Raw genomic sequence first — 22,014 nt, forward strand, 5'->3', positions numbered from 1 at the left:
CATGTACCTATCGATCAGCATCGACGTCTCGCCCCGGGACGGGGCGGCCTTCGCCCAGCTGGCCCAACAGGCCGACCGTATCGAGCAGGCGGGGGCCGACTTCGTCCTGCTGGCCCACGAGACCGGGGCCGGCACGCTGGAGCCGGGCCGGCTGGAGGCGGTGGTCACCCTGCCCTGGATCGCCCGGCGCCTGGCCACGCCCGTGGTCGTCGCGGCCTTGCCGGCCGTGCATTCCGTCCCCTTCCATATCGCCCGCGCCCTGTCCGCGGCGGACTTCCTGACCGCGGGCCGCGTCGGCTGGCTGCCCCTGCTCCAGGGGGGCGCCCGCTTCGACGCCGCCTATGGCGACGCCTACCACCTGCCGCCCGGCGACCGGGTGGCCAAGCATGACGACTTCATCCGCGCCACCCGCGCCCTGTGGGACAGCTGGGACCAGGACGCGCTGATCCTGAACAAGGACAGCGGCGCCTACCTGGACAGCGCCAAGGTCCGCCGCGTGGATTACCGCGGCCCCTTCTTCGCCACCATGGGTCCGCTGAACGCCGCCCGGCCGCCGCAGGGCCACCCCCTGCTGGTGCGCGACCTGGATGATGTGGCTGGGGATGACGGCGCCGGCAGCGCCATACCGGCGGACGTGGTGCTGGGCGGCGCCGACCGGCTGGCGGGCGTCGAGGCCCGGGGCACCGTGCGCCTGCTGAAGGTCACCGCCGCCACGCTGGAACAGGGCGAGGCCCTGGTGCGGGACGGCAAGGCCGACGGCCTGCACGTCGCGGGGCCGGACGCCATCGAACGGGTTGAGGCGCTGCGCCGGCGCCACACCCGGCGGCCCGTCACCGGCGCCACGGCACGCGCCCGCCTGGGCCTGGCCATGCCCGCCAACCCCTACTCGAAAAAGGTCCCCGCCTGATGTCACGCGAGAACGGTAGACTGCACCTCTGGGCCTTCCTTCAGGGCATCGGCTTCTTCCCCGGCGGCTGGCGGGAGGAAAAGGCCACCCCCGACGCTGTGTTCCAGCGCAGCTATTATGAACGCATCGCCCGCCTGGTGGAGGACGCGCGCTTCGACGCCATCGTCTTCGGCGACCAGTTGCAGGGGCGCGACGCCGCCGGTCGCACGCCCGGCCGGCTCGCCATCCCCACGCTGGACCCCTTCACCCTGCTGGCGGTCATGGCCGGCGTGACCAGCCGCGTCGGCCTGGTCGCCACGGTATCCACCACCTACAACGAGCCGGCGGAGGTGGCGGCCAAGTTCGCGGCCCTGAACTTCGTCAGCCAGGGCCGGGCCGGCTGGAACATCGTCACCACCGTGCACCCCAACAGCCCCTGGAACTTCGGTGAGCCGGAACTGCTGGAGAAGTCGGCGCGTTATGCCCGCGCCCAGGCCTTCGTCGACGCCGCGGATGCCTTCTGGCGGCAGGCGGCCGGCCTGCCGGCGGCCAACGCCGCCGATGCGCTGAGGAACCAGTGGTTCGACATCGCCGGCACCCTGGACTTCCCGACCTCCCCCCAATACCGGCCCGTGCTGGTGCAGGCGGGACAGTCACCGGACGGACGGAACTTCGCCGCCCAGTCGGCGGAAGCCATCTTCTGCCCCGCCCCGACCATCGACGCCGGCCGCGCCTATCGCGACGACATCCATGAGCGGGCGCGCGCCCTGGGCCGCGACCCCTCCAAGATGCTGATCATGCCGGGGCTGGCCTTCATCCTGGCCGATACGGAGGAGGAGGCGCAGCGCAAGCACCGCCATGTGCTGGAATTGGCCGACGACCAGCTGTGCATCGAGTACCTCAGTGAGTCCATCGGCTATGACCTGACGCGGCTGCCGGCCAACCAGCCCTTCCCGCTGGACGAAATCTGCGCCGCGTGCGAGTTCCCGGCGGAGGATGTGCGCCGCATGCTGACGCCGGCGGTGGAGGCCGGCCTGTCCATCGCCGACGCCTGCCGCGACTACGCCCGCAAGCCGCGCGGCCATGCCATCTTCGTCGGCACGCCGGAACAGATGGCCGATCGCATGGAAACCTGGATCGACGCCGGCGCCTGCGACGGCTTCACCTTGCAGCCGGGCTACATGCCCAGCGAGCTGGAGCTGTTCTGCGCCCACGTCACCCCCTTGCTGCAGCGGCGTGGCCTGCTGCGGCGGGAGTACCAGGGGCCGACCCTGCGTGACCACCTTGCCGCTGGGTCCCCGGCATGATGGACGTCGAACGCGCCTTCGTTCGCATCCGCGAGGGCCAGGTCCATCTGCGGCGCATCGTGAACCCGGCGGCGACCCAGCCGCCGGTGTTCCTGCTGCACGCCTCGCCCACCTCCTCCCGCTGGCTGGAAGGCCTGATGGTGGAGATCGCGCGGTCCGGCCGCACGGTGGTGGCACCCGACACCCTGGGCAACGGTGACTCACCGGCCCCGGCCGTGCCGTCCCCGGACATCGCCTATTTCGCCGACAGCGTGCTGCGCCTGGCCGACGCCATGGACATCGGCGCCTTCGACGTCTACGGCACCCACACCGGCGCCCGCACGGCCTGCGAGCTGGCGGTCATGGCGGGCGGCGCCGCCGAAGGGGGCGGTCGCGTGCGCCATGCCGTGCTGGATGGCATCAAGGAGTATGACGACGCCACCCGCGCCGCCGTCCTGGAGCACTACGCCCCGCGCAAGGAGCCGGACGAGCATGGCGCGCACCTGGTCTGGGCCTTTCATTTCGTGCGCGACCAGGCGCTGTATTTCCCGCACTTCATGCGCGACCCTGAGCACCGCCTGCCCGGCCACATGCCCAGCAACCGGGTGCTGCACGACGCCGCCCTGGATGTGCTGAAGGCCCTCGACACCTACGCCCTACCGTATCTCGCCGCCTTCCGCTACCGGCCGCTGGAACGCCTGCCCCTCATCCATTGCCCTGTGCTGCTGCTGAAGGCGCAGGGGGAGCTGGCGGCCCTGAACGCCGCCATCGAGGAGGCTGCCGGCCTGCTGCGGCATGGCCGGGTGGCCCCGGTCGCCGCCGACCCCGCGGCCAAGGCGCGGGCCATCGTCGCCTTCCTGGATGGAGACCGCCTATGACCAACCCGCCCGCCGGCACCGGCGCAACCACCCGCCTCAGCCTGGGCGTCTGCATCGGCTTTGGTGTCGGCACCGTCGGCGTCTCCATCATGCTGAACACGGTGACGGCCTATTTCCCAGCCTTCATGTCCACCGTGCTGGGCAAAAACACGGAACTGGCGGGCTATCTGCTGATGGCGTCGAAGCTGTACGACGCCATCGCCGATCTGGTCATCGGCATGCTCAGCGACCGCACGCGCAGCCGCTGGGGCCGGCGCCGCCCCTTCCTGCTGGCCGGCGGCTTCGTGTCCGCCGCCTCGTTCCTGATGATCTTCTGCGCACCGGACATGGGCGACACCGCCCTGATCCTTTACATGCTGTTGGCGCTGATCATCTATTCCACCGGCTATTCCCTGTTCAACGTGCCCTACATGGCGATGCCGTCGGAGATGACGTCGTCGCGCTATGAACGGTCGCGCCTGCTGTCCTTCCGCACGCTTTTCGTCTCGCTGGGCCAGATCCTGGCCATGGCGGGCACCGCCGTCGTCATCTCCCACGGGGGCGGCGGGGCCCGGGGCTACGCCATCATGGGCTGGACCATGGCGTTGATCATCGCCACCGCGATGGCGCTGTCCTTCTTCGGCACGGCCAAGGCGCCGGTGCTGGCGGACGCGCCCACCCCGGCGGAAAAGGCCGCCGGCGGCTCCTGGGTGACCGTGTTCCGCAACCGGCCCTTCTGCCTGCTGATGGCGGCAAAGGTCTGCCAGTTCCTGGCCTTCGCCAGCCTGGCCACCACCAGCCTGCTGTTCATGCTGAACGTCCTGCACCTGGGCTATGAGGGCCAGATGCAACTGGCCCTGGCCCAGAACATCGCCTCTGGGCTGTCCATGCCCGCCTGGCTGTGGCTGGAGCGGCGGACGGGCAAGCGCAACGCCTATCTGGTCGGCATGGCCGTCATGGCCCTGGCGGCGGCCAGCTGGCTGTTCGTCGGCAAGGACGGGGTCGGCACCGTCGAACTCTTGATCCGGGGCGTGGCCAGTGGCGTCGGCGCCGGCGGCATGATCCTGCTGTCGATCTCCATGCTGGCGGACACCCTGGCCTATGACCGGGAACTGACCGGCCTGCGGCGCGAGGGCCTGCTGTCCAGCATCATGGCCGTGATCGAAAAGGGCACCTTCGCCCTGGGCGTGGCCCTGCTCGGCATCATGCTGAACTTGGCCCACTACATACCGACCAAGAACGGCCAGTTGGTGGAACAGCCGCGATCCGCCATCCTGGCGCTCTACGCCGGCTACGTCGTCATTCCCCTGCTGCTGTTCATCTGCAACGCCGTCTGCATCAGCTTCTACAAGCTGGGCGCGCGCAGTCCCGAATTCGCCCCACCGGTGATGGAGGCTGAACACGCCCCGGAACACGCCCCGAAACACGCGACGAATTGATCCCGTGACCCGGAAATCGCAGCAGCAGCCCGGCCGCCCGCCGCCGGGCTGCCGCTGCCCTGAAAGCGCTTTCCCCACTTGCGAATCAACGCCAGACAGGGAAACCCAGCACCGCCCCCACTTCCACCGACAGACGCAGGCCGAAGGCCAGGATATCTTTGGATTGGTGAACGGCGCTCGGTCTCAGGATGTTATCGGGGTTCACGACGTACTGGATGTTGGGGCTGATTTTGATGCCGCGCGCGACCTTGTAGCCGTAGTTGATTTCAAAGATGCTTTCGGCGTCGTGCACGGGATCGGTGCCGCCGGCAGCCGCACGCGAGGCCCGCAGGAAATCAACCTCGCGCGGGCCCAACTGAATATAGCTGCCGACGATGCCGAAGGTGTCATCCGGGCGGCTCTCGAACGGCCCCGTCAACACAAAGCCCAGCAAAGTCTGCCTCTTGAATTGGGTATAGTCCGCCGGCGACCCGATCACGCCGCCGAACAATGTCAGATTGCGCTGACGATCCTCGCTGAAGCGGGCCACGACCATGTCCCCCATGGCGTACCATCCGGTTTGGCCTTCGTCATGAACAAGCGCCGCCCCTTTGTAGGTGATGCGCGACACGCCGCGGCTGTTGAGGAAGGGGTCGGAAACCGGGGAGGTGTTGCGGAAGCCGCCCAGGCGCACATGGTAGGCATGGTCCTCCAGGGGTGATGCGGACTGGAAACCCATCTCACCGGCGGTTTGCACGCCCGTCGCCCCCTTGGTCGACCAGTCGAACCCGTTGGTGGGGATCAGGGAGGTGTTGGCCTCGAACGCGCCCGCCTGGACATAGAAGGTCTTGGATAGGTTGGCCTTCACCCGCCCACCCCAGGTGCCGTAGGGAAAGAACGACAGGGCCTTGTTTTGGATCGGCAGGACGGCGGGGTTGAAGCAGACGGAATTATTCTGGAAATTGCAGTAGATGGTCGAGGCGTTGAAGAAGGTCAGCGCCGAGACGCGCCCACCGGTGATGTTGATCTTGCCGTCGAACAAGTCCTGGTCCAGCGACAAGGCGGACAGGCGCATGTTGTGGTAAGTCTTGAAGCGCGTCTGAAAGCTGACGGCATTCAAGGTGTGCTCCGCCGCCAGGGAGGTGCCGATCGATTCATTGACCGACATATGGAACGTCGCCCCCGTCCAGCCGGCCATTTTATCAAGGTCCAGGTCGGTGCCGAAGGGGGTGGCCAGCGAATTGGCGCTGCCCCGTCCCTGGCCGCCCGTGGTGTTGGCCGCGAACTCGTCCACGACCAGGGCGCGCAGATAAATGCCCCGGTCGGCCAAGGCCTGGCCCACGTCGCTGAACGGGCCATCCGGCGGTGGGGGCGTGAAGCCGCTTCCTGGAGGCGGCAGGATATGAAGTTGCGGGATCACCCGGGCGCGATCGGTTTGGGCGGTCGGGTCCGTTTTCCCCTCAGCCGTGGCCGCCGGTTGCCCTTGAATGGTGTCCGCTAGGCAGGGGGCACACCCAAGACGATGCACCCTGCCAGCGCCGCCAGCATTTTCATGGATAAAGCCTCCCCTTTCGGACTTCGTCTCGTGCGAAGTTCCGTTGGAATTCTTGGAATGCGTCGGATGTGTCGCCCGATGTCAGGGCGACAGGATTTCCAGGGACTTGCCGGTTGTTTCCGGCGCACGCAGCCAGACGACCAGGCCTGTCAGGGCCGACATGGCGGCGAAGACGAGAAAAACGGGCGCCACCGGACCTTGCGAGACGACCATGCCGATGACCCAAGGTCCCGCCATGGACCCTGCCCGCAACCAGGCGCTGCCCAGGCCGGCCCCCAAGGAGCGCAGGCGCGTCGGGTAGAGTTCACCCGAATAAAGGTAGAGGGAATAGGTGACGGTCTGGATGGCGGCAAAGGCGGGCGTGGCGAGCAACAACACCGCGAGCGCGCTGCTCGCCCCTTCCAGGTAGAGAGCCGCCAGCGGGAAAACGGCGAAGGCCAGGGCACCGATATACCAGCGGCGCCGGCCCACCCGATCGATGACCAGGGCGCAGATGAAAGAGGCCACCAAGGCGGCGCCGGTGGTGATGAAGCCATAAGCGATGGCCTGCCCGACCGGCATATTGAAGACCGTCTTGTACAGGGTCGGCAACCAGGTGACCAAACCGTTGTTGATCATGTAGGCGCCGAACCACATGACCCACAGCAGCAGCGTGCGTGGGCCATAGAGCGGTCCGAACAACTCCTTCACCGAGCCCTGGGCCTTTGGGGCGGTCACCGTCGTCGGCTTGGCCGGTTCCGGCAGAACCTTGCCGCTGCGGATCGCGCTCGCCTCAAGGCGGGCCACGATGGCCTCCGCGCGCGCCAGCCGCCCTTTGCTGATCAGCCAGCGCGGGCTTTCCGACAGGAAGAAGCGCAGGGGGACGACCAGGGCCACCGGCACCATGCCCACGATGAACATGGCCTTCCAGCCGGCTTCAGGAACCAGCACCAAGCCGATGGCGCCGGCGGACGTGAGGCCCACCAGGAACAGAAGTTCGTACAGCAGGAAGAAACGTCCCCGCTTCTTGGCGCCCGACAACTCATTGACATAGGCGCTGGCCACAGGCACTTCGCCGCCTGTCCCTATCCCCTGGAGGAAGCGGAACAGCATGAGGGAATGCGCGTCCCAGGCGAAGATGCAGGCGCAGCTCATGACGGCGAAGATGGCGATGGCGATGGCCAGGACAGGCAGGCGTCCCAGGCGTTCCGCCAGCCAGCCGAAGATCACCGCACCGATCAACTGGCCGAAATATCCGGATGAGATGATGGCGGCGGTGGCCGCCGGCGTCAGCGCCCATTCCTTCGATAGGATGGGCATGGCGTAAGCGATGGCGATCGTCGTGTAACCATCGAAGAAGGTGGCCATGCCGACGCATCCGCGCGCCCACATGACGGGCTTGGTTACCGGCAGGCGCTCCAGCCGCGCAATGAGGCGTGCGCCTTCGGTCATGGACGCGGCGCTCTGACGCTTCACGTCGTCCATCACGATCATATCCATTTGACCCTCCCACTGGACGCACACCTTGGGGCCCGGCGTACCGGTGCGCGGCGTGTCTTATTCTCTTATACGGGGGTCAAGGCACCCCAGCGGACCTGGGGTGCCTTGCAGTCGGAATTATTAGATGATGGAGGCGGCTTTCAGCGCCGCCTTGATCTCGGCCTCCGCCTCGGGCGACAGGTCGCGAAGAGGCGACCGGATCGTCGCGTTTTCAAGGATGCCACGAGCGACCAGCGCGATCTTCAGGGCTACCGTGCCCTCCATATGCGATCCGCGATGGTAGATGGCCTTGGTCACCGGCAGCAACTGATCATGAATCTTCCGGGCCTTCGGATAGTCCTTGGCCTTCCCTGCGGCGATGAACTCCACCAGCAGCTCGGGCGCCACGTTGCCGTATCCGACCAGGGCGCCATCCACGTCGAACATGGTGTGCAGCAGGTACTCATCGTGGCAGGTGAGGATCTGCAGATCCGGGAACTCGTTGCGCAGCACCGGGATTTCCGTGTCCCAGCGACGCATGTTGCGCACACCGTTCTTGGTGGCCACCACGCCCGGCTGGGCGGCGATCTCCAACTGGGTTTTCAGATTATAGCTGGCCTTGGTGACGTCCGGGTATTGGAACAGGATGCACTGCAGGCCCGAGTGTTCATGGATGGCCTTGTAGCGGTCCTGCGGCGCGCCGTCCTGGAAGCCGAAGCGCAGCCAGCCGTGGGATGGATAGACCAGGGCGCCGATGGCGCCGGCGTCCGCGGCACGGCGCGCTTCCTTCGCCGCCACTTCCGTGCCCTCGCCGGTGATGCCGGCGATGATGGGAACCTGTCCGCCGACCGCCTCCACCAGCGTTTCAATGAGCTTCACCTGCTCATCCTGGGTCAGGAAGGTGCCTTCACCGGCATGGCCCAGGCAAACCAGGCTTTTCACCCCGTCGATGGAGACCAACCATTTCGCCAGCGCGGCGTTGGCTTCGTAGTCCACCTTGCCGTCCTTGGTGAAGGCCGTCACCGGGGCCGGGCTCAGGCCACGCAAATCCATGACGGGGGTACGGAAGGCAGACTTCTCCTGCCGGGAGATGGGCGCGTTCATGGGTTTCCTCACAGTTATCGGTTTCAGGCGACGGTCCATCACGGGGATAGGGATCGTTCGCGGGAACGTTCCCACGATCGATCCAAAGCATACTGGAGTCAAGCCTGATGTTGAGGCATACAAAAGGGCGGCGGGGCACGCACGGCGTCCGTGGCGTGGATGGTGGGGAGATTGCGTTGGCGGAAAAGGAAGATATGGCTGGCCGCCCAGGGCGGGTGACGCTGCACGACGTGGCGGCGGCGGCAGGGGTGTCCAAGTCCACCGTATCGCGCATCCTGGACGAACGCTTACCCCAGTCGGACAGCGAGACAGCCAGGCGGGTCCGCCAAGTCGCGGCCGGCCTCGGCTATATCCGCGATGTCTCAGCCGCCAGCCTGCGGCGTGGAAAGACGATGACCATCGGCGTGATCGTGCCGCGCCTGACGGACACGGCCATGGCGATGCTGTATGAGGCGCTCACCAAGGCATGCGTCCGCTCCGGGCGGTTCGCCATCGTCGCCACGACGGATGATAGGCCCAAGGCCGACAGGGTGGCGGCGGAGACCTTGCTGCGCCGGGGGGTTGATGGCCTGGTCTTGTCCACGGCCCGGCAGGATGACGACTTTCCCACCGACCTGGCGCAGCGCGGCGTGCCCCATGTCCTAGCCTTGCGCACGGACGGCCATAGCCTGTCCTCGGTTGGCGACGACATGCTGGGTGGCTATCTTGCGACCCGGCATCTCTTGGATCTGGGGCATCGCCACATCGGCCTGATCGCCGGCCCCTCTTATGCATCCAGCGCCCGCGGTCGGGTCCAAGGATATAGGCAGGCGCTTGACGAGGCCGGCGTGGCGCTTGATCCCGCCTATATCGTCGAGTCAACGTTCGGCATCGAATCCGGGGCGGAAGCGGCCTCGGCCCTGATGCGCTTGGACCCCAAGCCCACCGCCATTTTCGCGGTCAATGACAACACGGCCATCGGCGCCCTGTCCGCGCTCACCAGGTTGGGCTACGCGGTGCCGGGCGACGTGTCCCTGGTGGGCTACAACGACATTCCCATCGTCGGTCACCTGCCCACACCGTTGACCACGTTGCGGGTGCCTTTCGACCAAATCGCCTCGGTCGCGCTGGAATTGCTTACGGAAGAGCCGACTGCGGTGAGCGATAGGATCAGGGTTTCCGCCCCCACGCTCATTCCTCGCCGATCCACGGCGCCACTTTCAACGAAGCGGCGTTGATCACTCCCACTCGATGGTGCCCGGCGGCTTGCTGGTGATGTCGTAGGTCACGCGGTTGATGCCGCGCACCTCGTTGATGATACGGGTGGCCACGCGGCCCAGGAACTCGTGACTGAAGGGGTAATAGTCGGCGGTCATGCCGTCGACGGAGGTCACGGCGCGCAGCGCGCAGGCGTAGTCGTAGGAGCGGCCGTCGCCCATGACGCCGACGGTGCGCACCGGCAGCAGCACGGCGAAGGCCTGCCAGATGACATCGTACAGACCGGCGTTGCGGATTTCCTCCAGGTAGACCGTGTCGGCCTTGCGCAGAATCTCCAACTTCTCAGGCGTGATCTCGCCGGGGATGCGGATGGCCAGGCCCGGGCCCGGGAAGGGGTGGCGGCCGATGAAGGCCTTGGGCAGGCCCAGCTCCACACCCAGGCGGCGGACCTCATCCTTGAACAGCTCGCGCAGCGGCTCCACCAGCTTCAGGTTCATGCGCTCCGGCAGGCCGCCCACATTGTGGTGCGACTTGATGGTGACGCTGGGGCCGCCGGTGAAGCTGACGCTTTCGATGACGTCGGGGTAGAGCGTGCCCTGGGCCAGGAAGCCGGCGCCGCCGATCTTCTTGGCCTCGGCATCGAAGATCTCGATGAAGGTGGCGCCGATGGTCTTGCGCTTCACCTCCGGGTCGCTGACGCCGGCCAGCTTGCCCAGGAACAGGTCGGCCGCGTCCACATGCACCAGCGGAATGTTGTAGTGGTCGCGGAACAGCGTCACCACCTCATCCGCCTCACCGGCGCGCATCAGGCCGGTGTCGACGAAGATGCAGGTCAACTGGTCGCCGATGGCTTCATGGATCAGCACGGCGGCGACGGAGCTGTCGACACCGCCGGACAGGCCACAGATGACCTTGCCGGTGCCGACCTGGGCGCGGATCTTCTCGATGGCCTGGGCCTTGAAGGCGGCCATGGTCCAGCTGCCCGACAGGCCGGAGACGGAGAACAGGAAGTTGCGGATCAGCGCGTCGCCATGCGGGGTGTGCACGACCTCGGGATGGAACTGCACGGCGTAGAAGCGGCGGGCGTCGTCGGCGATGATGGCGTAGGGCGCGCCCTCGCTGGTCGCCACGATGCGGAAGCCTTCCGGCAGCTTGGCGACGCGGTCGCCATGGCTCATCCACACCTGCTCGCGGGCGCCCACCTGCCACACGCCCTCGAACAGGGCGCAGGGCTCCTTGACGTCGACGAAGGCGCGGCCGAACTCCCGGGTCTCGCCTGGCTCCACCTTGCCGCCCAGCTGCTCGCACATCGTCTGCTGGCCGTAGCAGATGCCCAGCACGGGCACGCCCTTGGTGAAGACGATGCCGGGCGCGCGGGGGCTGCCCTCTTCCGTCACCGAGGCGGGGCTGCCCGACAGGATGATGGCCTTGGGCGCGTAGGCCTCGATGGCCGCCTCGCTCATGGAATAGGGGTGGATCTCGCAGTACACCCCCGCCTCGCGCACCCGCCGGGCGATGAGCTGGGTCACCTGCGACCCGAAATCGAGAATGAGGACCCGATCGGACGTCGTCTCTGTGGCCATGGGCTTATCCCTATCATTGGGGGTTGCGAGGGTGGCCGCACGCTAGTCCAAGGCACCCCGGCACGGCAAGCGCCGGACAGGCAAGGGCCCCCCGCGCCGAACGCGGGAGAACGGGAGAGCCGGAATTCACGTCGGCTGGACTTAGTTTTGCTATTTTGCTAATTAACAAAATATATTCCCTCCCCCGGAGCCTCCATGCGCGCCCTCCTCCACCGTTTGCTGGCCGCCGCCCTCATCCTCACGGCGCCAGTGGCCTTCGCCCAGTCACCCGACCCGTCCGATACCGCCCTGCCCGATGCCACCCTGTCCGATACCGAGGTCAGCCTGGACGGCGGCGGCGGGGCCTTGCTCTATGGTTCCCTGATGCGGCCGGCGGGCTGGACGGGCGGCGTGGCGGTGCTGATGCAGGCGGGCTCCGGCCCCTCGGACCGCGACGGCAATTCCACGACGCTGGCGGTGCGCAGCAACGTACTGAAGCTGATCGCCCAAGGCCTGGCCGCCGACGGCATCGCCAGCCTGCGGGTGGATAAGCGCTGCATCGCCAAGAGTGCCGCCGCCTGCCCCGGCGAGGACAAGCTGCGCTTTTCCACCTACGTCGACGACATGGTGGCCTGGGCCCGCACCCTGGCGCGGCAGCCCCAGGTGCGCTGCGTCATGCTGCTGGGCCATTCGGAAGGAGCCACCATCGCCACCCTGGCGGCGGCGCAGTTGGTCAAGGAGAAGGTGCCCGTCTGCGGCGTGCTGTCTCTGTCCGGCGCCGGACGGCCCTTCGGCGATATCCGCCTGCAGCAGATCCGCGACCGGGGCGCCCCGCCCGCCATCGTGGACAAGGTGGCGGCCATCGAGGCGGCGTTGAAGGAAGGCCGCACGGTGGAGGACGTGCCGCCCGCCCTGCTGGCGCTCTACCGCCCCGCCATCCAGCCCTACGTCATCTCCCAAGGCGCCGTCAGCCCGACGCAAGCGGCGGCGGCCCTGACGGTGCCGCTGCTGGTGCTGCAGGGCGACACCGACCTGCAGGTGGCGGTGGAGGACGCCCGGCTGCTGGCCCAGGCGCAGCCGGCTGCCAGGCTGGCGATCATCCCCGGCGCCAACCACGTGCTGAAGACAGCGCCGGCCGAGCCCAGGGCCAATATCGCCACCTACGCCGACCCCACGCTGCCCCTGGCGCCCGGGGTGATGGCGGCCATCACCGGCTTCATCCACCAGGCGGCGCCGGGCAACTAGGGCGGCCTATCCCTCGCTGTACGACGACAGCCGGGCCAGGGGGGCCAGGTCCAGCCAGCCGTAGGCGACCTCGGTCAGGCGGGCGCCGGCGAAGGTGATGGGCTGTTCCGCCAGGCGGCTGCCGCCCAGGCGCTCATAAAACCAACGGGCGGGGTTGTCGCGCAGCACCCAGACACAGGCCGAGCGCATGCCCGAACTCATCAGCTCGGTCGCCATGGCCGCCATCAGACGGCGGCCGTGGCCCTGGTTCTGGGCATGGTCATAAAGGTAGATGGCGTAGAACTCGCCCTCATAGCCCCGGATTTCCGTGCGCTGGGCGCCGCAGGTGGCGAAACCCACCACGCCGGTGGCGGGCAGGCCGTCGGCGGCGATGTTCTCGCCCACGGCGACGAAGGTGCGCCGCTGGCGGCCGGCCAGCAGGCCCCGCCAGCGCTGGGCGTGCCCCTCGGGCGACAGGCCCACCAGGTAGTCATCGGGCAATTGCCCGGGATAGGTCGTCCGCCAACTGGCGACATGGACGCGGGCTATGGCCGCGGCGTCCGCCACCGTGGCGGGCCGCACCAAACCGATTTCCGCCGGACCGTGAGCCATGAGCCGCCCCTCGTTCCCGTTACCGTCCCCACCATCCTGCCGCAGAAGCGGCCGTCCCGCCAGAGGGGGCGCGATGGTCGGGTGGGGATCGTTGGGAAACCTGGACGGCGTCAGGCCTCGGCCACGTCCTCGCCGGGGTCTTCCGTACCCTCTTCCGCCCCTTCTTCCGCCTCAGCGGCACCGGCGGCGGCCTCCTTGCGCACCATGACGGCGGCGAAGAAGCCGTCGGTGTCGTGGCGGGCCGGGGACAGCGACAGCATGCCGTTGGTGCTGGGCGGGGTGCCCATGCCCTCGGGCCAGGCCTCGGTGACGGGCAGCAGGGAGAAGTCCGGATGGCTGGCCAGGAAGCTGGTCACCTGGTCCTGGTTCTCCTCCGGCAGCAGCGAGCAAGTGGCGTAGACCAGCCGGCCGCCGGGGCGCACCAGGCGGGCGGCGCTGTCCAGGATCTCCGCCTGCAAGGGCAGCAGCTCGGACAGGCCCGGGCCCAACTGGCGCCAGCGGGCGTCGGGGTTGCGGCGCCAGGTGCCGGTGCCGCTGCACGGCGCGTCCACCACCACGCGGTCGAACCGGCCCTTATGCCGCTTCACCCAGGGGTCGCGGGCGGACTTCAGCGGCCGCGTCTCGATGTTGTGCAGGCCGGCGCGGCGGAACCGCTCCTGCGCCCGCTTCAGCCGGCCGTCCAGCACGTCGCAGGCGATGACGCGGCCCTTGTTGGCCATCATGGCGGCGATGGCCAGGGTCTTGCCGCCGGCGCCGGCGCAGAAATCCACCACCTGCTGACCCGGCTGCGGGTTGGCGGCGAAGGCCACCAGCTGCGAGCCTTCGTCCTGGATTTCCAGCAGGCCGTCCTGGAAGGCCTTCAGCGTGGCGATGGGGAAGCGGTTGCGCACCCGGATGCCCAGGGCCGAGATCTTGGTCGGCTCCGCCTGCACGCCGGCCTTGGCCAAGGCCGCCAGCGCCTGCTCCCGCGTGCCCTTCACGGGGTTGACGCGCAGGTCCATGGGGGCGGCCCCCAGCATGGCCTGCATCTCCGGCACGAAGCGCTCACCCAGGGCGGTGCGCAGCGTGTCCGCCGCCCAGTCCGGCACCTCGGCCACCACGGCGTCGGGCTGCTGCGGGTGCTCCAGCGTATGGGTTTCCAGCGCCTGGATCAGGGCGCGCTCATGCGCCTCCAGCGGCAGCGGCGCGAACTTGCCGCCGTTGAAATGCTCCGCCACCGACGACGCGCTGCGCCCCCTGGTCAGCAATTCATCGGCGATCAGCAAGGCGCGGGCGTCCACCGCCGGCTGGGCCGTACCATCCGCATTGACACCGCCATAACCGGCGCGGTTCAGCCACCAGTGCAGGCGGGCCCAGCGGCGCAGGATGCCATAGACCTTCTCCGCCACGTCGGTGCGGTCCTTGGCGCCGATATAGCGGCGGGCGCGGAAAAAGGCGCTGGCCACGGCATCGGCGGGGCGGGGCGTGGCCAGGACTTCCGTCAGAAGGTCGATGGCCGCCTGCAGGCGGGCGGTCGGGGTCATCAGTATATTTTCCTCAAACGCCGGCGGGCCATCCGGCCCTTGGCTCATCCTCGGTTTCCAGTCCGCTACGCTCCCCGGAAACCTCCGGCGGCTGCGGTCGCAGCCTAAACTATTTTCCTCAAACGCCGGCGGGCCATCCGGCCCTTGGCTCATCCTCGGTTTCCAGTCCGCTACGCTCCCCGGAAACCTCCGGCGGCCGCAGTCGCGGCCTACAGCGGCATGAGACTTATCTCATGCCGCTGAGGGCGTCCCAACTATGGATGGAAGAAGCAAACGTGATCCGAAATCAACCCGGACGGTAGTTGGGCGACTCGTTGGTGATCTGGATGTCGTGGACATGGCTTTCGCGCAGGCCCGCGTTGGTGATGCGCACGAAGCGGCAATTCTTCTGCATCTCCGGTAGGGTGGCGTTGCCGGTGTAGCCCATGGCGGCGCGCAGGCCGCCCACCAGCTGGTGGATGACGCTGCCCACGGGGCCCTTGTACGGCACGCGGCCTTCCACGCCCTCGGGCACCAACTTCAATGTGTTGCTGACCTCCGCCTGGAAATAGCGGTCGGCGGAGCCGCGGGCCATGGCGCCCACCGAGCCCATGCCGCGATAGCTCTTGTAGCTGCGGCCCTGGTACAGGATGACCTCACCCGGGCTTTCGTCCGTTCCCGCGAACATGCTGCCCAGCATGGCGCAGTCGGCACCGGCGGCGATGGCCTTGGCCAGGTCGCCGGAATATTTGATGCCGCCGTCGGCGATGACGGGGATGCCGCGCTCACGGCAAGCGTCCACCACATCCATCACGGCGGTCAGTTGGGGCACGCCCACGCCGGCGACGATGCGGGTGGTGCAGATGCTGCCCGGCCCGATGCCCACCTTGATGGCGTCGGCGCCGGCGTCGATCAGCGCCAGGGCGGCGGCGCCGGTGGCAACGTTGCCGGCGATGACCTGGGTATAGTTGCTGAGCTTGCGCGCGGCGGCCACCTGGTCCAGCACCTTGGCGGAATGGCCATGGGCGGTGTCGACGACCAGCACGTCCACGCCGGCGTCGAACAGGGCCTCGGCGCGGGCCAGACCGTCCGGGCCGGTGCCCGTGGCGGCGGCGACGCGCAGCCGGCCCTTCTCATCCTTGCAGGCGTTGGGGTGCGACTGCGCCTTCTCGATGTCCTTCACCGTGATCAGGCCGATGCAGCGGTAGCTGTCGTCCACCACCAGCAGCTTTTCGATGCGGTGGGTGTGCAGCAGACGCTTGGCCTCGTCCTTGCCCACGCCCTCGCGCACCGTCACCAGGTTCTGGTGGGTCATCAGCTCGGACACCGGCTGGTGCGGGTTGGTGGCGAAGCGCACATCCCGGTTGGTCAGGATGCCCACCAGCTTGCCGGCGCCGCCGTTCTCCACCACCGGAATGCCGGAGATGTGATAGCGGGCCATCAGGCCCAGGGCGTCGGCCAGGGTGGCGTCGGCGGCGATGGTGATCGGGTTGACCACCATGCCGGATTCGAAGCGCTTCACCCGGCGCACTTCTTCGGCCTGGCGCTCGATATCCATGTTGCGGTGGATGACGCCCATGCCGCCGGCCTGGGCCATGGCGATGGCCAACGCCGCCTCGGTCACCGTGTCCATGGCGGACGACAGCAGCGGGATGCCCAGCTCGATGGTCTTGGTCAGGCGGGTGCGGGTGTCGACCTCGCCCGGCATGACGCTGGACGCCGCGGGCTCCAGCAAGACGTCGTCGAAGGTCAGGGCTTCGCGGATTTGGAGCGCACGGGTCATGAACCATCTCCCTAGACAGGCCGGCCACGGGACGTTAGGCGGGCCCGGGCGTCAGATACGGGTATGGGACGACCCGTCCGCCCCCACACGTGGGGCCGGCCGTGTCATCCAGGGCTTAAGGTTCGACGCACTATACACGCGCCTGCCGGCTTGTGAACCCACCACATATGGGTCAAATCCGCCATGGCAGACTTGCGTGGCGATCAGTTCTGGCGAGGTGGAAAATGCCCTCGATCACCGGGCGCCGGCAGTCGCCGCCCGGACTTCGCCGGTCTCAGTCCTCGTCGCCCTCGCCGGCGTCATCATCCCGCCGGGTGGTGGCGCCACGGAAGCCGGTGGCGACCACATAGGTTTCCGAGCTGTCGGCGCGGCTGGCAGCCGGCTTGGCGTGGCGTACCACGGCGAAGTCGCGCTTCAACTGGTCCAGCAGGCCGCGCTCCGCCCCGCCCTGGAACAGCTTGGCGACGAAGGCCCCGCCGGGGGCCAGCACCTCGGCGGCGAAGGCGTAGGCGGCGTCGGCCAGCGCCATGATGCGCAAATGGTCCGTCTTGGGATGGCCGGTGGTGGGGGCCGCCATGTCGGACAGCACCACGTCGGCGGGGCCGCCCAGGGCCTCCTTCAGGCGGTCGGGCGCCTCGGGCAGCAGGAAGTCCATCTCCATGGTGATGGCGCCCGCCACATCCTCCATACCCAGGATGTCCAGGCCCACCACCTTGGCGCCCCGCACCTTCTCCACCGCCACCTGGGTCCAGCCGCCGGGCGCGGCGCCCAGGTCGACCACGCGGGTGCCCGGGCGCAGCAGATGGTATTTCTCATCCAGCTGCAGCAGCTTGAAGGCGGCGCGCGAGCGGTAGCCGCGCTTCTTGGCCTCCGCCACATAGGGATCGTTCAGCTGGCGTTCCAGCCAGCGGGCGGAGGAGACGGAGCGCTTGGCCTTGGTCTTGACACGCACGGTCAGGCCGCGCCCGCTCAACTTGCTGCCCAGATCCTTGGTGCTTTTGGTCATGGTGATGGAAACCCGGCTTGGCGGACCGGGCCCGCGGCCCCGTCATCTCTCGGCATCGATTCGAAGCGGCGCATATTGGTCCTGACACCACCAAAGGCAAGTGAAACCTCAAGACAGACCGCGCGGGGCGGCCATGACCCTGCCTAACCGGGGCACCGCGTGGCGGCCAAGAGTTCGGTGAGGATGCCCTCGCGCACGCCCCGGTCGGCGATGCGCAGGTTTTCCACCGGCCAGCGTTCCCAGATGGCCTCCAGCACCGCGCAGCCGGCGATGACCAGATCCGCCCGGTCATGGCCGATGCAGGGATGGGCGGAGCGGCCGGCATAATCCAAGCACAACAGCGACTTGCTGATGGCCCGCGCCTCCTCCAGCCCCAGCCAGGACCCGTCGACCTGCGACCGGTCATACCGGGTCAGGCCCAGGCGGATGCCGGCCAGCGTGGTGACGGTGCCCGAGGTGCCCAGCATCTGCACCCGGCCGGCCGCGACCTCGCGCCGGATGTCGTTGCGGGCGTCGAAGTCGGCCAGCGCGGCGCCCACGGTGTCCACCATGCCGCGATAGGCCTCGGGCAGGACGCGGTCGCCGCCAAAGGTTTCCGTCAGGCTGACGACGCCCTGGGGCACCGACACCTGGTCGATCAGCATGGGCCGCCCGCGGCTGAAGGACAGCCACATGATCTCCGTCGAGCCGCCGCCGATGTCGAACACCAGGGCGCGGGGGATGCGACGGTTCAGCAGCGCAGCGCATCCGGCCAGCGCCAGCCGCGCCTCCTCCTCCGCCGAGATGATCTCGATGCGGATGCCGGTTTCCTCCGCCACGCGGTCGATGAAGCTGCCGCAGTTGGCGGCGCGGCGGCAGGCCTCCGTCGCCACGGCGCGCAGGTCGGTAACGCCGCGCCGCCGCATCTTGTTGCCGCAGATCTTCAGGGCCGCCACGGTGCGGGCCATGGCCTCGTCCGACAGGGCGTTGGTCCGACTCACCCCCTCGCCCAGCCGCACGATGCGGGAAAAGGCGTCGATGATGCGGAAGCCCTCCCGCCCAGGACGGGCGATCAGCAGGCGGCAGTTGTTGGTCCCCAGGTCCAGCGCGGCCAGCACCGGCCGCCGCAAAGGCTCACCCGGGCCCGCGCCCCGGGGGGCGCGGGTTTCAGGCAGGGGCTGAACGCCCGTTTCACTCATCGCCGAACCAGCCTTTTCCGTCACGCCCATTCCGGGCTTCCGCCGCCCTGCGGCGCCCGGTCAGCCACCCCGGATCCAATGTCCTCGGGGGGCGCCCCGGCACCGTTGCGGCACACAAGGCATACTCTAGACCATGACAGCGGCCCCGCACCACCACCCTCGCGCACGCGGCAGCGCCCCGCAATTGCACCATCGGCGGCCCTTGCGTCCGCCCCCGTCCCGCCCGGTGGCGCTTTCCGCCACCGTCAAAAAAATTCCAAGAAAGGGCTACACATCCCCCAAGAGGGGTGTTATAAGCCGCGCCGTCCGACGGACATGGTGGTCAGCGCCGCCGCGTTCGTTCTGCTGGGGGATCGTCTAGCGGTAGGACTACGGACTCTGACTCCGTCAACCTTGGTTCGAATCCAAGTCCCCCAGCCAATTTCTTCCGCGACAGCTCTGGTCACCTGAGCACCGGCGCCGATCCAGGCGTCATCGCGGCACGTCCTGCTGGGGGATCGTCTAGCGGTAGGACTACGGACTCTGACTCCGTCAACCTTGGTTCGAATCCAAGTCCCCCAGCCAAACGGCATTCAATCCCGTACCTTCAATAAATTCACAGCACCGTCCGGCATCGCACGCGATGGCCTGAGGATGGCTACCCACGTTGCGGCCTTCTCGGGGATATGCCAGAATATCCCGGCCAGCCATTCTGGAAGAGAGCCGCGCCATGTCACACAGCGTTGTCGGCAAATGGGGAAAGAACCTCGCCATCCGCGTGCCCATGGACCTGGCGCGCGCCACCGGTCTGGTGGATGGCGAGAAAGTGGACGTCGAGATTCAAGACGGTGACCTGGTTATCCGCCGCCAAGCCGCCCACATCCGGGCGCGGGACGACGCCGCGGCGGCGGCGGCCGAAATCATGGCTGAAAGCCGCCACCATTCCTTGGGTTCCACATCGATACGGGAGTTGCTTGAGGAGGGCAGAAGGGGATGAGCGTCGTCCTGGATGCCTCCATGGCCGTCGCCTGGCTCTTTGACGATGAACGGACGGCGTCGGCACATACGGCCATGCTGTGCGTCGTAGCCGAAGGCGCCTTTGTTCCCGCCCTTTGGCGGCTTGAGGTCGCCAATGTCCTGCGGAACGCCGTCAGGCGGGGTCGGTGTGACGAGGCCTATGTCGACCGGTCACTCACGCGGCTGGGTCGCATGGCCATCCAGAGCGATGAGGAAACGGACAGCCGGGCATGGACCACAACCCGGCAGTTGGCGCGGGAAGAGGATTTGACGCTGTATGACGCGGCCTATCTGGAACTGGCCCTGCGGCGGGGTATTCCATTGGCCTCCTGTGACGCCGCCTTGATCGCCGCCGCGAAGCGCCGTGGCCTGGAGGTCCTGTCAGCCTAACGCATCGTTGACAGCGCCCCGCCAATCGTCGTTTCCTCAACCGCAGTGCGCAGTGGGGCGCCACCTGTCCGCGGCAAGGGGGCCTGGCCTCCACCCATTCGGCTTCGTCCGTACCCGACATATCCCTTCTTCCGGCCCCTTGTAGCGGACATCGGGCATTTCACGGAAGGAAGGTCCATGTCCTCGCGCACCCTCTCCCCCCGCACCACCGCCGACGCCCTGCGCCGTGAGGCAAAACGCTGGCTGAAGGCGCTGAACGCCGGCGATGTCGACGCCGCCGCGCGCTTCCTCAGCCAGTTCCCCGGGCACGCCACCGCGCCCAAGCTGCGCGAGGTGCAGCACGCCCTGGCGCGGGAGCACGGCTATCCCACCTGGGCGGCCCTGACCCGCGAGCTGGCCGACCGTGCCCGCACGCAGGAGGAGCGCATCCGCCTGTTCCTGGAAAAGTCGGTCAACCGCTATGGCACCGATCCCGCCACGCGCACCTGGGGGGATTATGAGCAGGACGGTGCCGGCCGGGGCGCCGTCGCCGCCCGCCTGCTGGCACGGCATCCGGAGATCGCCAAGGCCAGCATCCACACGGCGGTGGCGGCGCATGACCTGGACGCGACGCGCGCCTTCCTGAAGAAGGACGCGGCCCTGGCGCAGGACCGCAGCGATTTCGATGGCTGGACGCCCCTGATCCGTCTGGCGTACGCGCGGCTGCCGGCAGAAGGCGCGGATGGAGGCGCGGACGCCCTGGCCATCGCCACCCTGCTGCTGGACGCGGGCGCCGACGCCGATGCCGGCTGGTCGGACAAGAGCCCAGAATTCACCCCCCTGGTGGGCGTGATCGGTGAGGGCGAAGGCGGCCAGGCACCCCACCCGCAGGCGGCGGAATTCGCCCGCCTGCTGATCGGGCGCGGTGCCGACCCGTTCGCCGCCCAGGCGCTGTACAACACCTCCCTAGGCGCGGACTCGACCGCCTGGCTGGACTTCCTGTGGGCGGAATCGGCGAAGCGCGGGGAAACGGACAAATGGACCGGGCCCGCGCCCGACGCCCTGGGCGGCGACAAGGCGCGCAGCGCGGTGGCCTATCTGCTGGGCAACGCCGTGGCCAACAACCACCCCCGCCGCGCGGAATGGCTGCTGGCCCATGGGGCGGACGCCAACGACATCAACCACTACTCCCGCCACCCGGTTCTTAAGCACGCCATCCTCGGTGGGCGTACGGACATGATGGACCTGCTGCGGCGCCATGGCGCGCGAGAACCGGAGCTGAGTGGAGGGGAAAGGTTCGTGGCCGCCGCCGCCAGCGGCGATACCGCCACGCTGCGGCAGCTGGCGGCGGCGCATCCGGAGTTCCTGCGCCGCATGGCGCCCATGGCGGCCGCTATCCGCGCGGGGCGGGTGGACGTGGTCCGGACGCTGCTGGACCTCGGCATGTCACCCGACATCGCCGACGACCATGATCACAGCGCCCTGCATGCCGCCGTCCATGCCGGGGCGGTGGATATCGCCCGCCTGCTAATCGAGCGGGGGGCCGAGGTCGATCCCTTCGACCGGCGCTACGGCGGCACACCCCTTACCCATGCCGTCTATGTTGGCCAACGGGCCATGGCGGATTTCCTGGCCGGGCACAGCCGCAACTTCCGTGGCCTGTGCTTCGCCGGCAAGGTCGAGCGGCTGCGCACCCTGCTGACCGAGGAGCCCGACCGCGCCAACCGCCAGGACCGGCCGGGCGAGCCCGCCCTGTTCTGCCTGCCCGAGGATGAGGCGGCGGCGGTGGAGGTGGCGGAACTGCTGCTGTCCTTCGGCGCCGATCCCACCTTCCGCAACCCCCTGGACCAAACGCCGGCCGAGGCCGCCCGGCGCCGGGGCCTGGACGACGCCGCCGATGTGATCGAGATGGCGGCGGGGGAGTGAGGCTTTGCGACACTTAAGCCTTTGAAGGCAAAACCCGGCCCCGGCACACTGCCATCGGCAACCAGGGGGGCGACGGTGGGCATGGGGTGTATGGG

General features: G+C 68.3%; 17 protein-coding genes, 2 tRNA genes and 1 pseudogene. 11 read left to right on the forward strand and 9 right to left on the reverse strand.

Features of this window, described 5'->3' with window-relative positions; genetic code table 11:
• Position 1: 1 nt before the first annotated feature.
• From ULB03_RS14125 to ULB03_RS14140, 4 genes and pseudogenes are all read left to right on the forward strand, one after another.
• Positions 2-907: an LLM class flavin-dependent oxidoreductase gene (locus ULB03_RS14125; RefSeq protein WP_322483718.1), complete on the forward strand. Its 906-nt coding sequence runs from the start codon at positions 2-4 to the stop codon at positions 905-907.
• Positions 907-2,193 (forward strand): NtaA/DmoA family FMN-dependent monooxygenase, encoded by a 1,287-nt coding sequence (locus ULB03_RS14130; protein ID WP_322483719.1) that lies wholly within the window; start codon positions 907-909, stop codon positions 2,191-2,193. The genes ULB03_RS14125 and ULB03_RS14130 overlap by 1 nt, the downstream gene beginning before the upstream one ends.
• A pseudogene (locus ULB03_RS27445) lies at positions 2,193-2,609 on the forward strand (alpha/beta fold hydrolase); the annotation flags it as partial. The gene ULB03_RS14130 and the pseudogene ULB03_RS27445, both read left to right, overlap by 1 nt.
• Positions 2,610-2,884: 275 nt before the next feature.
• Positions 2,885-4,468: an MFS transporter gene (locus ULB03_RS14140; RefSeq protein ID WP_416211134.1), complete on the forward strand. Its 1,584-nt coding sequence runs from the start codon at positions 2,885-2,887 to the stop codon at positions 4,466-4,468.
• Positions 4,469-4,553: 85 nt separating this feature from the next.
• On the opposite strand, the gene ULB03_RS14145 is transcribed toward ULB03_RS14140, so the two are convergent.
• The 3 genes from ULB03_RS14145 to ULB03_RS14155 all read right to left on the reverse strand — a co-directional run bounded on the left by ULB03_RS14145 (position 4,554) and on the right by ULB03_RS14155 (position 8,564).
• Positions 4,554-5,867 carry a carbohydrate porin gene (locus ULB03_RS14145; protein ID WP_322483722.1) on the reverse strand — a complete coding sequence of 438 codons (1,314 nt, stop codon included), beginning with the start codon at positions 5,865-5,867 and terminating at the stop codon, positions 4,554-4,556.
• A gap of 216 nt (positions 5,868-6,083) precedes the next feature.
• On the reverse strand, positions 6,084-7,481 hold the full coding sequence (locus ULB03_RS14150; RefSeq protein WP_322483723.1) for an MFS transporter: 1,398 nt from the start codon (positions 7,479-7,481) through the stop codon (positions 6,084-6,086).
• 120 nt (positions 7,482-7,601) lie between these two features.
• Positions 7,602-8,564: a dihydrodipicolinate synthase family protein gene (locus ULB03_RS14155; protein WP_322483724.1), complete on the reverse strand. Its 963-nt coding sequence runs from the start codon at positions 8,562-8,564 to the stop codon at positions 7,602-7,604.
• Between the two features lie 194 nt (positions 8,565-8,758).
• Here ULB03_RS14155 and ULB03_RS14160 point away from each other — a divergent pair, with 194 nt between their 5' ends.
• Complete coding sequence (locus ULB03_RS14160; RefSeq protein WP_322483725.1) at positions 8,759-9,781, forward strand: LacI family DNA-binding transcriptional regulator; 1,023 nt, start codon at positions 8,759-8,761, stop codon at positions 9,779-9,781.
• Here ULB03_RS14160 and guaA read toward each other — a convergent pair whose 3' ends face one another.
• Positions 9,782-11,344 (reverse strand): glutamine-hydrolyzing GMP synthase, encoded by a 1,563-nt coding sequence (guaA, locus tag ULB03_RS14165; RefSeq protein ID WP_322483726.1) that lies wholly within the window; start codon positions 11,342-11,344, stop codon positions 9,782-9,784. It lies immediately after the preceding gene.
• A 195-nt stretch (positions 11,345-11,539) separates the two neighbouring features.
• Here guaA and ULB03_RS14170 point away from each other — a divergent pair, with 195 nt between their 5' ends.
• Entirely contained in the window at positions 11,540-12,568 is a 1,029-nt protein-coding gene (locus ULB03_RS14170; RefSeq protein WP_322483727.1) for an alpha/beta hydrolase, read from the forward strand.
• A gap of 6 nt (positions 12,569-12,574) precedes the next feature.
• Here the strand turns inward: ULB03_RS14170 and ULB03_RS14175 are convergent, their stop codons facing one another.
• The 5 genes from ULB03_RS14175 to ULB03_RS14195 form a co-directional block, all read right to left on the reverse strand.
• Positions 12,575-13,159 (reverse strand): GNAT family N-acetyltransferase, encoded by a 585-nt coding sequence (locus tag ULB03_RS14175; protein ID WP_322483728.1) that lies wholly within the window; start codon positions 13,157-13,159, stop codon positions 12,575-12,577.
• 110 nt (positions 13,160-13,269) lie between these two features.
• A complete protein-coding gene (locus ULB03_RS14180; protein WP_322483729.1) occupies positions 13,270-14,682 on the reverse strand; it encodes an RsmB/NOP family class I SAM-dependent RNA methyltransferase in 1,413 nt (470 codons plus the stop codon).
• A 286-nt stretch (positions 14,683-14,968) separates the two neighbouring features.
• The gene (guaB, locus tag ULB03_RS14185) at positions 14,969-16,444 is read right to left on the reverse strand and encodes an IMP dehydrogenase (protein WP_322483730.1); all 1,476 of its coding nucleotides are present in this window, start codon (positions 16,442-16,444) and stop codon (positions 14,969-14,971) included.
• A gap of 274 nt (positions 16,445-16,718) precedes the next feature.
• A complete protein-coding gene (locus ULB03_RS14190; RefSeq protein WP_322483731.1) occupies positions 16,719-17,450 on the reverse strand; it encodes an RlmE family RNA methyltransferase in 732 nt (243 codons plus the stop codon).
• A 143-nt stretch (positions 17,451-17,593) separates the two neighbouring features.
• Positions 17,594-18,628 carry a Ppx/GppA phosphatase family protein gene (locus ULB03_RS14195; protein ID WP_322483732.1) on the reverse strand — a complete coding sequence of 345 codons (1,035 nt, stop codon included), beginning with the start codon at positions 18,626-18,628 and terminating at the stop codon, positions 17,594-17,596.
• A gap of 346 nt (positions 18,629-18,974) precedes the next feature.
• Between ULB03_RS14195 and ULB03_RS14200 the strand changes: the two genes are divergently transcribed.
• The 5 genes from ULB03_RS14200 to ULB03_RS14220 all read left to right on the forward strand — a co-directional run bounded on the left by ULB03_RS14200 (position 18,975) and on the right by ULB03_RS14220 (position 21,919).
• A tRNA-Gln gene (locus tag ULB03_RS14200) sits at positions 18,975-19,048 on the forward strand.
• A gap of 70 nt (positions 19,049-19,118) precedes the next feature.
• Positions 19,119-19,192: transfer RNA gene (locus ULB03_RS14205), tRNA-Gln, on the forward strand.
• A 145-nt stretch (positions 19,193-19,337) separates the two neighbouring features.
• The gene (locus ULB03_RS14210) at positions 19,338-19,604 is read left to right on the forward strand and encodes an AbrB/MazE/SpoVT family DNA-binding domain-containing protein (RefSeq protein WP_322483733.1); all 267 of its coding nucleotides are present in this window, start codon (positions 19,338-19,340) and stop codon (positions 19,602-19,604) included.
• Positions 19,601-20,014 (forward strand): type II toxin-antitoxin system VapC family toxin, encoded by a 414-nt coding sequence (locus ULB03_RS14215; RefSeq protein WP_322483734.1) that lies wholly within the window; start codon positions 19,601-19,603, stop codon positions 20,012-20,014. The genes ULB03_RS14210 and ULB03_RS14215 overlap by 4 nt, the downstream gene beginning before the upstream one ends.
• Before the next feature lie 177 nt (positions 20,015-20,191).
• Positions 20,192-21,919 carry an ankyrin repeat domain-containing protein gene (locus ULB03_RS14220; protein WP_322483735.1) on the forward strand — a complete coding sequence of 576 codons (1,728 nt, stop codon included), beginning with the start codon at positions 20,192-20,194 and terminating at the stop codon, positions 21,917-21,919.
• The last annotated feature ends 95 nt before the right edge of the window (positions 21,920-22,014 follow it).

This window comes from Nitrospirillum goiasense, from assembly GCF_034427435.1.
Classification (GTDB): domain Bacteria; phylum Pseudomonadota; class Alphaproteobacteria; order Azospirillales; family Azospirillaceae; genus Nitrospirillum.

Bases quoted from the DNA above. Each gene is read 5' to 3' on its own strand.
- ULB03_RS14160 (WP_322483725.1), top strand. From the start codon at position 8,759: ATGGCTGGCCGCCCAGGGCGGGTGACGCTGCACGACGTGGCGGCGGCG.
- ULB03_RS14170 (WP_322483727.1), top strand. From the start codon at position 11,540: ATGCGCGCCCTCCTCCACCGTTTGCTGGCCGCCGCCCTCATCCTCACG.
- ULB03_RS14190 (WP_322483731.1), bottom strand. From the start codon at position 17,450: ATGACCAAAAGCACCAAGGATCTGGGCAGCAAGTTGAGCGGGCGCGGC.
- ULB03_RS14220 (WP_322483735.1), top strand. From the start codon at position 20,192: ATGTCCTCGCGCACCCTCTCCCCCCGCACCACCGCCGACGCCCTGCGC.
- ULB03_RS14150 (WP_322483723.1), bottom strand. From the start codon at position 7,481: ATGGATATGATCGTGATGGACGACGTGAAGCGTCAGAGCGCCGCGTCC.
- guaA (WP_322483726.1), bottom strand. From the start codon at position 11,344: ATGGCCACAGAGACGACGTCCGATCGGGTCCTCATTCTCGATTTCGGG.
- ULB03_RS14215 (WP_322483734.1), top strand. From the start codon at position 19,601: ATGAGCGTCGTCCTGGATGCCTCCATGGCCGTCGCCTGGCTCTTTGAC.
- ULB03_RS14195 (WP_322483732.1), bottom strand. From the start codon at position 18,628: ATGAGTGAAACGGGCGTTCAGCCCCTGCCTGAAACCCGCGCCCCCCGG.
- ULB03_RS14180 (WP_322483729.1), bottom strand. From the start codon at position 14,682: ATGACCCCGACCGCCCGCCTGCAGGCGGCCATCGACCTTCTGACGGAA.
- ULB03_RS14155 (WP_322483724.1), bottom strand. From the start codon at position 8,564: ATGAACGCGCCCATCTCCCGGCAGGAGAAGTCTGCCTTCCGTACCCCC.
- ULB03_RS14210 (WP_322483733.1), top strand. From the start codon at position 19,338: ATGTCACACAGCGTTGTCGGCAAATGGGGAAAGAACCTCGCCATCCGC.
- ULB03_RS14125 (WP_322483718.1), top strand. From the start codon at position 2: ATGTACCTATCGATCAGCATCGACGTCTCGCCCCGGGACGGGGCGGCC.
- ULB03_RS14175 (WP_322483728.1), bottom strand. From the start codon at position 13,159: ATGGCTCACGGTCCGGCGGAAATCGGTTTGGTGCGGCCCGCCACGGTG.
- guaB (WP_322483730.1), bottom strand. From the start codon at position 16,444: ATGACCCGTGCGCTCCAAATCCGCGAAGCCCTGACCTTCGACGACGTC.
- ULB03_RS14130 (WP_322483719.1), top strand. From the start codon at position 907: ATGTCACGCGAGAACGGTAGACTGCACCTCTGGGCCTTCCTTCAGGGC.